The following is a 10,798-nucleotide window of genomic DNA, read 5'->3' on the forward strand; positions in this document are numbered from 1 at the left end:
TATGGGTGCCGGAGCAGGAAAGAGTCATCATCTCCTCCCTTACCCACAAACGCTACCGCCCTATGGACGGCTTTCGTCCAGAAATGGGGAAACCAGCCGGGCTGTGGCCCGGCTTGCCGACCACAACCCAGCCTGCTGACGGGGGCCGGTTTGGACCCGCTCCGTTGTCTGGGCTAGAGCCGTGGATTTTGTGGGTAAGGGTATCCCGTGCCCGATGCTTGACGTTCGCCCTATATGCTCTATATGTACCATCTCAAACACCAATGAAAAGGCGAGGAAGCCACCAGTGACAAATCGAAGAGCCGAGAGGCCAGGTGGGACGCTGCACGGTTCTGGGTGCGTGACTTTATCGCCTGGTACAACCATGAGCATCGTCACAGCCGCATTCGCTTCGTCACCCCGGCCCAGCGTCACCGGGGCGAAGATCGCGCGCTGCTGGCGAAACATCACGGACTTTATGAGGCGGCCAAGGCGAGAAATCCTACCCGCTGGTCAGGCGGCACACGCAATTGGACACCCGTCGGTGCGGTAGAGCTGAACCCGCAGCGGCAGGATAAAAAGGCTGCTTAAGAAATGGGAAACGCGACAACTGACAGACGCCGCCTGGCCAAAGCCAAAGCCAAAGCCAAAGCCAAAGGCGCATGCTGCGTCAATTCATGGCCATTATAGGCAGGAAAGATGCACCAACAGGCCACCCGAAACAGACGGAAGCCACAGCATGGCCCATGATGGTCTTGCGATTCCTGGTTTATGGGGTCCTTTCGTCAGCGGATGATCATAATACGGGACCCTTACTGAACGGTGACCTGACAGATATTGCAGATATGGATAAAACTGAAGAGGATGCAGACTTTGCAACGGACGAAGCGAATTCTAATCAGAAAACAGATCCCCGACTGCTCGCACGGCTCTGCTGCAGATAGGCCAGATGGTGGATCCTGATCGGGTGATCGCATGGCTCTGCGATCCCAACAGAGAACCGGAAACCAGTTTTTTACCAAAGTGCCGGAACGCCAAATTGCTTATACCATAGAGGATTTGCTTAGGAAATGACCGTATCCGACAAGGAAAAACTCCAGAAGTCTGGAAAGGTGTTTTGCGAGGATTGCCGACACTTCGAGTTCGGGCCGACGCCTGGTGGGCTGGGCCTCTGTGCCCTCACCAAAATCCGCCAGATTCGAGTCGAAGAAACCGGCAAAATCGTCCCCGATCGCCAGGGGCTTCCGCCAGACACCAACCCGAATAACGGCCTTGCGGCGTGCTTCCCAAAGGCTCCAAGAATCTGTGCGAAGTACCAAGAATGTTGATTCATGCCCTTACTGAAATGCAATTCTATCCATCAACCCGTTGGCAGACTCCACCAACATTTCATGCAGCGATGGAATCGGCGCCAGCGTCCTTTCGGCAGGGTGCGATTCTGCAATTTGAGGATGCCGATAATTTACCGCTGGGTAAAATGTCGCAAGCGGCACTGAAACAAGCCGTTGCCGTTGCTCTAAAAGGCGGTTTTCGCAATCCGTGGCCGTACACATGGGTGCAGGTGTCCAAGGGACACCCGGAAACCGTCACGGTGTGGGCTTTGTTCGGTACCAAACTGATAGCCGTCCTGCACACACTCGCAAACACTGGCGTGCTCCACTCCACCCCGGACGGCTCCTGGCCAGTGTACGAACGCTTGCCGGTAACCACGATGCAGGGCGCTTTTCCCACCCCGCTGACGCCCTATCAGCAGCGGTTATATCGTGCGGCCAAAAGCGCGGGTTTTGCACTGAGGGGTACCGATATCGATGATTGGCATGGCGCGCTGGTCCAGTGGCGGCCCTATGACGACCCCGGCATCAAATGGGTAAGCTACTTCGACGGGGGCAGCGCCCTGCATTATTTTCCGCGCGCAGGCTACGGCTGGCCGCAAAGTGCGGGCTGCGTGGAAATGCCGGATAAAGCGGCCCATCAGGTTTTTAGTGCCATCCACTATGGCACTGTCGTTACGGTGGGCACCCGATTGCGGCGGGCTGAGCATTTTCCGGATTCCACCAAGGGAAACCGGTTATTTGCGTCGTTATACAGATAGGACCGTATCCACATGAGTGACAGTTGGAGCAAAGAAGAACTAAGCGCCTCGGTCGAAGCTTACATTGAGATGCAACGGAAGGAGCGCCAAGGCCAGCCTTTCATCAAGAAACGTTACTACCAGGATCTTGCAGCCAAGTTTGGGCGGACGGAAAAGGCATTTGAATATCGAATGCAAAACATTTCCTACGTCATGACGCTATTGGGCCGTGTCTGGCTGGCGGGTCTCAAGCCTGCTAAGAATGTTGGAGCAAACGTGGCTGCGGAAATTGAAGCAATGATTGCGCAGTCCGAGGGAAGGCAATTCATCCCTGTTGCCGCGTTTGAAATTGAGGCGCGCGAAGAAGCGAAAAAGAAAAACCTTTCAAAACCTCAAGGCAATCGCCGTCCAACAGCTACTTCATCCGCGATTACTCAGTACCAAAGGGATGCGGCTGTGAAGGCCTGGGTGCTTCAACAAGCCAATGGCAAGTGCGAATCTTGCGGCCAACCGGCCCCTTTCAATGGCTCAGACGGGCTACCATTCCTCGAAGTGCATCACGTTCGCCAGCTTGCCGATAATGGCTCCGACACCGTGACCAACGCGGTTGCTCTATGCCCGAATTGCCATAGAGAGGCCCACTACGGTGAAAACTCAAGAACATTGGTTTCGCAGCTCTACGAGCGTGTAAGCAGGTTAGTCCGTGAATAATCTGTATAACCCTGCGCTCAAGCGAGACTGGCAGATATTACCCGTTCCCAGTCTGGATGTGAACGACTGGTTCCGCTGCCAACCTGCCATTGACCACGAGAGTTCATCCATGATCGGCAGTCGCCCTGCCTATAGGACACCTGCAGCTATCCCGTTTTTAAAAACCCCGATTCAAAAAAGGCGTGTGGTAATTTGGTTGAGTCATCTCGACACATCAACCAATAAGGAGTTTTCCATGCACCAGAGTACGCTTTCCTTCAAAAACACCCTGTCCGGTCCCTCCGTCCAGGATATCGATACGTTCCGCCAACGGAACTTCTACCAATGGGTATTTACGGGTCCTCTGGGCTATTGTCAGAGCCATTCTGGATGGTCATTTTTTGGATTCTTACAGCGGGGAACCGACATCTTGTGCATCGCCGCTACGGATGGCGGGGACTTCTACACCAGCCGAATACCTCGGCTATCCCTGGAACAGGCATTATCCCGCAGGATGCTAACCACCAACCTGCATACCTCGGAGCCACTGCTCATGTCCTTGCTGGATCTGGCTGCGGTAGATCCGACTTTTTTATTCACGCTGCCATACCGAAGAATCCCTTCTGGCCTCACCCTATGGGAAGAGGATTACACCGTCATTCTGCTCGCACAACTCGCCAGTCCTACTCGGAAAGACGATTCTGAGCTGGATCTCTCGGTAGCCCTGTTCGGTTGGATGGATTCGGAAATCCTGATTTTTCTGCGAGAATCGATCCGTTGTCCGACTCTAGGTGAGTACAGTTACCTGCAAGCAGCGACTGACCCCGAGATGCGGGCTCAGCGCATGCGCATGCTGATCCGTAACGTCGGCGGCTTTCGTCGGGCCTATCACCCCAGGTTTACGCATTTGTGTGGCAGAGGCCTTTGAAAAGGTAAGGCCGACCGATCTCCTTCCTGAGGCAAGAGGCATTCCAAGAATGCCCCTTTGCCTTCAGCCGGGGGTAATAAAACCAAAACGATAGATTTTCCATACCCCGGTGCCTACTTAGGACATAAGATCATCCAGAAACTCCGACCCTGGTTCTACGCCACTGACCAACAGTGCGTCGCGGGCGCGCGTGCAGGCGACATATAACAAGTGCCGCTCGGTATTGTAGACCTCTTCAAGGTCGGCGTTATCGGCGACAGATTCAATGCGTGCCTGCAATGGGATGACCTCATCATCGCAAGCCAGCACCGCTACGGCGCGGAATTCTAAACCCTTGGCCAGATGCATGGTGCATAGAGAGGTGTACCCGACTGTGGTCTCGACCTGGTCATCGAGCACACGAAAAGGCAGCGCCGCCGCTTCAGCCACCGCACGGGCGCGATCTATTTCCGTGTCTGAGCGCACAAAGAGGCCGATTTCGTGGGGCGGCATCCCTTCCGCTACTCGTTCCTGAAGCCATTGCGCTATAGCCGCAGTCTCATCCGCCGTATCCGCAAAGATGCGAATCACCGGTACGGGTCCGTTGAACACGGATACCGTGCCGCGCCGGTCTTCCGTATTGCCATCCACGTCCGACACCTCCGGCCCCAGCAGGCGGTCGGCTTGCATGCGGATCTGGTGCGAGGTGCGGTAGTTGATATGCAGGGTGCGGGAGCGACCACGAACGTCTACGCCCAAGGATTTCCAGGAAAACGGCATTTGGAAAATGCGCTGGCCCAGGTCACCCGCAAAAAATAGCCCATTGCGGCAATCGCCCGTCAAAGCGGAGAGAAAGCGCAGCTGCGCTACGCTGATGTCCTGTGCTTCATCGACCAATACATGATCGAAGGGGGGTGCCATACCTGCCGCCCTGCGCTCGGTCAGCGCCGCAGCCAGCCGGGTGAACATGGCCGCAGGGGTGATCAAGCCTTGTGCCGCCAAACGCTGCTGCATCGCCGCAAAAACACCCCACAACGCCGATCGCTGCGCCTCGCTGAGTCGTGTTTTACGACCGAGTCGTTTCACATCGCGATACGCCTCCCAACTATCGAGCTGCCAGGCATCCACGAGGTCATCCCACTCCCCCCGCATGAAAGCCAGACTGAACTTCAAGCCATCTGCCGCAGCCACACAGTCCGCCAAGAGATTCTGAATCTGCAGGTGCGTGGCGATCTGTGGCACGCCATCGCCGAAAGTCGCGGCGAACAAACGCTCGCCGATGGCATCCATCCCCGCCACTTCCAAACGCTCGGCAATGCGGGGCTGGTTGTTGATCAGTCTACGCAGCTTACCGCGCAGGGCGTTAGCCAGTGTGTCGGAGAAGGTGGTCAGCAGTACAAGACTCTGCGGGTTGGCACGTGCCAAAAACACCGCCCGATGCAGCGCCACAATCGTCTTCCCCGTACCCGCCGAACCAGCGATGCGCGCCGGGCCACGCTCATCGCGCTCCACCCATTGCCGTTGCGCCGGGTGTAAAAACGTCGTCCATTTGTCCCAGGGGAAGGCTAGCGCCCGCTCCAGTTCCTCGATATCGGCCATCACGCGGAAGCGGCGCTGGGCGTCGGGGTGACTGAACGGGTCGGCACCCATCGCCAAGGCGGGGGAAATGCGGGGTGTGCCACCCGTTGCCAGTTCCAACAGGGCCTCGGCTGCTTCACTAGGCAAATGATCCGCCAGCGCCAACAAGGCGTCCTCGTCCGCCTGACGCACATCGGCCAGCCACTCGGCGGGCACGCCATAATCCAGCAAGGTGTCGTCCGCATAGTGCGCGAACAAGGCAGGCTTCTGAATGGGTGCAGACGGCACCGACGCGATGGCAATCTCTTCCACCCGCTCGCGGATTTCCACCCACTGCGCCGCGCCAGTCTTGGGGTGGGTTTCCAGTTTGCGCCGTTCCGCCCAACGGTAGGCCGGATCGTGGTGATCCACATAACACAGCAGCAGGCTGGATGCCGTCTTGTGTACGATCAGACGAATATCGCTGCTCACCCGTACCGACCAGAAATGCTTATCCCGTGCCTTGTCCAGTTTGTGAAAGCTCATGCCAGGATTCGCGGGGTTCATTTGCAGATCGAAGGCGGTGGTCTTGGCCTGTTTTTGCTCCTCGCCAGTTAATCGGGCGAGGCTGTCGGTGAAGGTATCGGAGATACGGAAGTCCATCAGTGCCTCATCCCTTCGGCCTCTTTGTGGGTAACTGCCGCACCATTCGATCGAAATCCGACTCGAAACGCTGGTCATCCAGTACCCGGAACTTGTCGAACTCCTGCTCGGCGTGTGCTTTGGCGAGTTCCGCAGATACTTGGCCCGCCCCCTGCAGAATTTCGCGGTCATTCAGCGTCAGAAAGCCCTCCAGCTTGGTGATCCAGTCCTGCATCGTCATTGCGATACGCCGCGCCGCCTGGCCTTCGGCAAAGATAAGGTATTGCTCGGCCAGGTTATTGAGGGCGCGCAGTTCCTCCTCGCTCAGATAGTTTTTGGCAACACCCACATCGGACTTGCGAATACGTGCGCCTTCCCAAGTCGTCAGGCCCATGTTCGGCAATCGGCTATCCGCGCGGCTGGTGATCAACTCGGCGGCGGTCTGGCCGTGGATGGCGTAATGCACCTTGTTTTGCACCGTGGCGAAAAACTGCTGAGTCAGGGGGTGGCGCGCGCCGTAATCCACGCTCGTGGCGTAAATGTCGGTGATTTTCTGATAAAAGCGCCGCTCACTGGTGCGGATGTCTTGCAGGCGACGGGTCAGTTCGTCGAAATAGTCCCGGCCCTTACCAGGGTTCTTCAGACGCGCGTCGTCCAGCACGAAACCCTTGATGATATACTCCTTGAGCTTCTCGCTGGCCCACTGGCGAAAACGCACGCCCACCGGGCTGCGCACCCGAAAGCCCAACGCGAGGATCATGTCGAGATTGTAGTGTGCCACCTCATACTGTTTGCCGTCTGCGGCAGTTGTTCGGAAAAGCCGAACAACTGAGTGCTCATCTAGCTCCCCATCCTCAAAAATGTGCCTGATGTGCTCGCTGATGGTGCCCTTGGCCTTGCCGAATAATTCCGTCAACTGCTTCTGATTGAGCCACAGCGTTTCCGCCTCCAGCATCACGTCAATGCGGGTAGAACCGTCTTCGCTTTGGTAGATTAGGAATTGTTGGGGTTCGGTCATAGCGCCGATGAACTGCGGGTCTGGCTACGTAAGGATTCAACAGCATTAGCGATTGCATCATTATCTGGCTCTTGTGTTCCCCAATCTTTCCAGAAATCGCGCGTCGCGCTGTCGGGCGTAATCACAGGCTTATCCAACTTTATACGGGAAGGTAAAAGCACCGCATCACCTAGCATTAGTGCCTCGCCCGTATCGAGCAAGGGAAGAATACTGGTTAGGCCAGCAAGTGAGTCAGGCATTAGTCGCTTGATAACTCCTTGGTCGGCATCATTGGTTAAGCGTAGCGCGAGAAAATTATTGCACTGACTTAGGATCGTCTTACTCACATCAGACGGTCTTTGGCTGACCACAAGCAAAGAAAACCCGTACTTGCGCCCTTCCTTGGCGATCCTTTCAAATGCACCCAGGGCTTGTCGCTGAACTGCATCGGCGTCATCACGCACTGGCAGATAAAGATGTGCCTCGTCACAGAGCAGTGTTACCGGAGTGCGTTTCTCTGGCGCCATCCAAAATTGTACGTCATACAACATCCTGGCTAGCGTGCCTGTTACAACAGGGAGTACATCAGATGGAACCTCAGAAAAGTCGATAATCTTAATGCCTCTGCCATCGTTTGCCCCCAGCAATCGGGCAGTCTGAGTTGCAAGCCAACTATAAGAATTCGCTTGTGCTGGCGGCATGAACATGAAGCCATATCGTCTATCCTCCAACTTGGCTTCGAGGCGCGAAATAAAACGTGTGAGTTTGTCTTCCCATTCTCCCTTGACTTCTTGACCTTTTTGACCGACACCTTTGGTTGTATTGTCAGCTCGTAGACGTTGAAGAAGATCACCAATTGGATACGGGATTGGTGAATCCACCGTAAAGGTCCTGGCAACATCGACTTTTCCTTCAATCTCTAGCGTTTTCTGCTTCAATGCTCGAACATGAGATGTAAATCTTGATGCTTGGTTTGGTGCGTTTTGGTCGCTACGGTCAAGAACCATTGAAAGCATTTCATCTCGATTCAGCAGCCAATAAGGCAAGAACAACACATCGTCGCCCCGATTTTTTAAATCACCGGGACCTGCAATCCGAAATCGGGTTGCAAAACCATTTTTATCATCATCGGCTAGAGGTGCGTATTCGCCATGCATATCAAAGACTAAAATATTCGGATACTTCAGTTTGGCCGCCCGCTCTAAAATCAGAGCTACTGCGTAGCTCTTGCCCGAACCGGTACTCCCAAGAATCGCCGCATGTCTTTGAAAGAATTTGTCGCCGCTGGCAATCGCTTCTGCTGTACGATCCGCTACAAAGGTGCCAAGTTTGAGGCGTTCATTCTCTGGATATTCCGCCCCAAAAATTCCCATAAAACGCTGCAAATTGCTGCTTTCTATTACATAGCATTCACGGTCTATCTGCGGGAAGCTATCCGCACCTCTTTTGAATATGTTCTTTTTTTCACCATCTACGGTGCGGTAGGTGCCAATGAGCGCACCACGCAACAAGTCGGTCGGAACTGAGGTAAGCATCAAATCTTCGTCGCTTTCTGAATCTTCAGGCAACTCGTCGCGAAGGCTGCGCGTCACGCGTTCGGTGATGGCGATTAGGTACTCGTGCTGAGTGCTTCCACGTATGGCAATTAGGCCACCGATACCGATTCGAGTCAGCAACACCGAATTGGATACGTCTACAGCCACTCGGCTGGTATCTACGGAAACAACTTTACCGAGCAACTCGGTCTCAGAAAACTGTAGCGCAGCAGATGTATCGCTCATGGTTCAAGAGTCTCCGTGATGAATAAGCCAATGTCCCAAATTGCTAATTTTTGGAAAAAATACTTGTTTTTATCAATAGTCACGCATGTGCCGTCAATTCCATTCTCTTGGGCGTGGCTTAATGCGATCACATTGGTATGATTTACTGCCAATGCCTCCGCCGCCTTTGAAAGAGAGTGCGTAAGCATCAACGTGGGCCTTCCATCACGAATAGCTGGCGAAAGATGCGTTTCGAGGTGGTCGTCATTAAAGCCGTAACCGAGAATCAGAAAGCGACTAGCACGATCAATGGCCTCATTCCCCCTGCTACGGTGGTGATCGAATGGGCTTTCATATCCATTTCTGAACTTGTTTTTTCCGGGCGTAATAATGAGTCGCTGTGCACCTTGGAGATCGCCCGCGTAGCAAACGGGCTTACCATCCCGTAGATACCAATCAAGGCTACCATGCGGTTTATAGATGACAGCACGCGGCTGATAGTGAAAGTGGACGTTAGGTTTCTTGAACGTCACTCTTCGGCAAAACCCAAGTCGGCTTTCAAGCTCATTTAATGTACCCGCAAAGCGACCGCTGAACATGGTATCTGCACCAAATCCAGCTTCTTCAACGGCGACTTCCACAAGACGGTCATAGTTGGTTGTAACGATAGGAAGGCCTGAAGGCGGCATGAGTACGTGGGTGATCAGACGGGTGAGTCGTAGCGTTTTTGTCCCAATAAAAACTTCGGTGATGACGCTGCGCTCCCTCTCAGCAATCAATAAAGCTGTTTCCTTCACGATTTCAGATTCAAGAGTGGGCGTTGGTGGTTTCTCAAGCAGTGCAGCCTCAAGCCCTTTCTCAGCAATCAATGGGCTGATATTTGCCCAGGCTAGAGCATCGCCGCCGGCCAAACAGGGACCGACTGTTTTAACCAGATGACTTGCCAACTCGGCCATGCCGGGCAGGCCTTCCGCACACGATAATCCTGAGCCGACAACCATAACAAGACCATCGCTGAAATGTCTTTGAAGGCGAGCTTTAACTTCGTGCAGTTCCATACGCGCCCCTTACACCCTAAACACCTTCATCACCTCATCCCCCAAGTGGTTGATGACCTTCACCGCAATCCGCCCCGTCGCGGGTTTGTCAAAAGGCCGGGAGGTGTCGCTGTTCAGCGTTGCCCAGGCTTCTGCGTCTATCTCCGCTTTCAGGGTGGTTTTCAGCGATTTGTAGGGGTCGTTGGCGCCGAGGAAGTAGGCTTGGCGGACGAAGAAGCTTTCTTCGTTGTAGTCGGTGTCGATGAACCAGCAGGCGATGCCGTCGGGGCCGTCGCTGTGGACTTCGCCGCTGTTGGGGTGGAAGACGTCGACGCCATTGACCTTGACGCGGATCTGGCCGTCTTTAGCGTCAAGGATGTCGATGTCGGGTTCACCGAAGATGACGAAGAGGTTGCCTTTGCCGGTGTTCTTGAGGTCGTTGGCCATGTGCAGGTCGGCGTTCATGCGCGCCTTGAGGACGGGGACGCGGCCGAGTTTGTCGAATTCGCTGGCGTGGGCGTCGTAGTTGAAGGCGCAGGCGATGAGCACGTCGAATCCGGCGTCGGCAGCCTCTCGGGCGGCGGCGACCAGATCGGGGCGGGAGACGGTGCCGAATTCGGGGCCGATGAAAATGGCAGCGCGGCGCTCGGTGCCGCCCCCATCCAGTCCGGCGGGTTCCAGATAGCGGCCGTCGGCACAGACCAGTTCACCCGGCCAGGGGGTCAGAGCGGTGAAGTTGATCTTGCCGTCCTTGTGGGCCTGCTGCACTCCGGCGGTTTTGAGGTTTTCGAGAATGATCTGGGTGAAGTCGCGTTCCTCGCCGTAGCCAGAGCCCTGATCGCCGATTTTACTGGCGTTGGGGTCGATGAGTTCGTCGTTTTCATCTACGCCCAGCACACGGTGGGGGGAAAGGCTTTCGACAGTAAAGGGACCGGCGACGCGGACCTTTTTCTTGTCCTCATAGGGCTTGTCGTAGAGATACTCAAAGTCGGCCTTGGCGGCGATGGAGGCATCTATGGCTTGTTGGCGGGCGATGCGGGCCTGCCAGAACCCGGCGAGGGGCGCATGGGTGCTGGCGGGCCAGTCGGCGGGGGCGTCGCGGGGGACTTCCCAGTCGAGCAAGGCGCTGGCGCTGACGATTTCACCACCGGGCAGGGT

Annotated in this window: 8 protein-coding genes and 2 pseudogenes; 5 read left to right on the forward strand and 5 right to left on the reverse strand. The window is 55.3% G+C overall.

Annotated features, from left to right (window positions below):
• Nucleotides 1-318: 318 nt before the first annotated feature.
• From Q0C48_RS05055 to Q0C48_RS05075, 5 genes and pseudogenes are all read left to right on the forward strand, one after another.
• Nucleotides 319-570, forward strand: a pseudogene (locus Q0C48_RS05055) (IS3 family transposase); the annotation flags it as partial.
• A 479-nt stretch (nucleotides 571-1,049) separates the two neighbouring features.
• Complete coding sequence (locus Q0C48_RS05060) at nucleotides 1,050-1,307, forward strand: hypothetical protein (RefSeq protein ID WP_291522134.1); 258 nt, start codon at nucleotides 1,050-1,052, stop codon at nucleotides 1,305-1,307.
• 71 nt (nucleotides 1,308-1,378) lie between these two features.
• Nucleotides 1,379-2,071, forward strand: coding sequence for a L,D-transpeptidase (locus Q0C48_RS05065; RefSeq protein WP_291522135.1), 693 nt, complete (start codon nucleotides 1,379-1,381; stop codon nucleotides 2,069-2,071).
• A gap of 12 nt (nucleotides 2,072-2,083) precedes the next feature.
• A complete protein-coding gene (locus Q0C48_RS05070) occupies nucleotides 2,084-2,761 on the forward strand; it encodes an HNH endonuclease (protein WP_031575434.1) in 678 nt (225 codons plus the stop codon).
• Between the two features lie 235 nt (nucleotides 2,762-2,996).
• Nucleotides 2,997-3,668 carry a hypothetical protein gene (locus Q0C48_RS05075; RefSeq protein WP_291522136.1) on the forward strand — a complete coding sequence of 224 codons (672 nt, stop codon included), beginning with the start codon at nucleotides 2,997-2,999 and terminating at the stop codon, nucleotides 3,666-3,668.
• 117 nt (nucleotides 3,669-3,785) lie between these two features.
• Here the strand turns inward: Q0C48_RS05075 and Q0C48_RS05080 are convergent, their stop codons facing one another.
• The 5 genes and pseudogenes from Q0C48_RS05080 to Q0C48_RS05100 form a co-directional block, all read right to left on the reverse strand.
• On the reverse strand, nucleotides 3,786-5,867 hold the full coding sequence (locus tag Q0C48_RS05080) for a UvrD-helicase domain-containing protein (protein ID WP_291522137.1): 2,082 nt from the start codon (nucleotides 5,865-5,867) through the stop codon (nucleotides 3,786-3,788).
• A gap of 7 nt (nucleotides 5,868-5,874) precedes the next feature.
• Nucleotides 5,875-6,864, reverse strand: a complete 990-nt coding sequence (locus Q0C48_RS05085) for a virulence RhuM family protein (RefSeq protein ID WP_291522138.1) — start codon at nucleotides 6,862-6,864, stop codon at nucleotides 5,875-5,877.
• Nucleotides 6,861-8,624 carry an ATP-binding protein gene (locus tag Q0C48_RS05090; protein ID WP_291522139.1) on the reverse strand — a complete coding sequence of 588 codons (1,764 nt, stop codon included), beginning with the start codon at nucleotides 8,622-8,624 and terminating at the stop codon, nucleotides 6,861-6,863. The genes Q0C48_RS05085 and Q0C48_RS05090 overlap by 4 nt, the downstream gene beginning before the upstream one ends.
• The gene (locus Q0C48_RS05095; RefSeq protein ID WP_291522140.1) at nucleotides 8,621-9,661 is read right to left on the reverse strand and encodes an SIR2 family protein; all 1,041 of its coding nucleotides are present in this window, start codon (nucleotides 9,659-9,661) and stop codon (nucleotides 8,621-8,623) included. The genes Q0C48_RS05090 and Q0C48_RS05095 overlap by 4 nt, the downstream gene beginning before the upstream one ends.
• Before the next feature lie 9 nt (nucleotides 9,662-9,670).
• Nucleotides 9,671-10,798 (reverse strand): annotated as a pseudogene (locus Q0C48_RS05100) (site-specific DNA-methyltransferase); the annotation flags it as partial.

Origin of the sequence: Acidithiobacillus sp., from assembly GCF_023255755.1 — a bacterium.
Classification (GTDB): domain Bacteria; phylum Pseudomonadota; class Gammaproteobacteria; order Acidithiobacillales; family Acidithiobacillaceae; genus Acidithiobacillus.

What these genes read in the sequence shown, in the direction of transcription:
- Q0C48_RS05060 (WP_291522134.1), top strand. Translation starts at nt 1,050, where the DNA reads ATGACCGTATCCGACAAGGAAAAACTCCAGAAGTCTGGAAAGGTGTTT.
- Q0C48_RS05065 (WP_291522135.1), top strand. Translation starts at nt 1,379, where the DNA reads ATGGAATCGGCGCCAGCGTCCTTTCGGCAGGGTGCGATTCTGCAATTT.
- Q0C48_RS05070 (WP_031575434.1), top strand. Translation starts at nt 2,084, where the DNA reads ATGAGTGACAGTTGGAGCAAAGAAGAACTAAGCGCCTCGGTCGAAGCT.
- Q0C48_RS05075 (WP_291522136.1), top strand. Translation starts at nt 2,997, where the DNA reads ATGCACCAGAGTACGCTTTCCTTCAAAAACACCCTGTCCGGTCCCTCC.
- Q0C48_RS05080 (WP_291522137.1), bottom strand. Translation starts at nt 5,867, where the DNA reads ATGGACTTCCGTATCTCCGATACCTTCACCGACAGCCTCGCCCGATTA.
- Q0C48_RS05085 (WP_291522138.1), bottom strand. Translation starts at nt 6,864, where the DNA reads ATGACCGAACCCCAACAATTCCTAATCTACCAAAGCGAAGACGGTTCT.
- Q0C48_RS05090 (WP_291522139.1), bottom strand. Translation starts at nt 8,624, where the DNA reads ATGAGCGATACATCTGCTGCGCTACAGTTTTCTGAGACCGAGTTGCTC.
- Q0C48_RS05095 (WP_291522140.1), bottom strand. Translation starts at nt 9,661, where the DNA reads ATGGAACTGCACGAAGTTAAAGCTCGCCTTCAAAGACATTTCAGCGAT.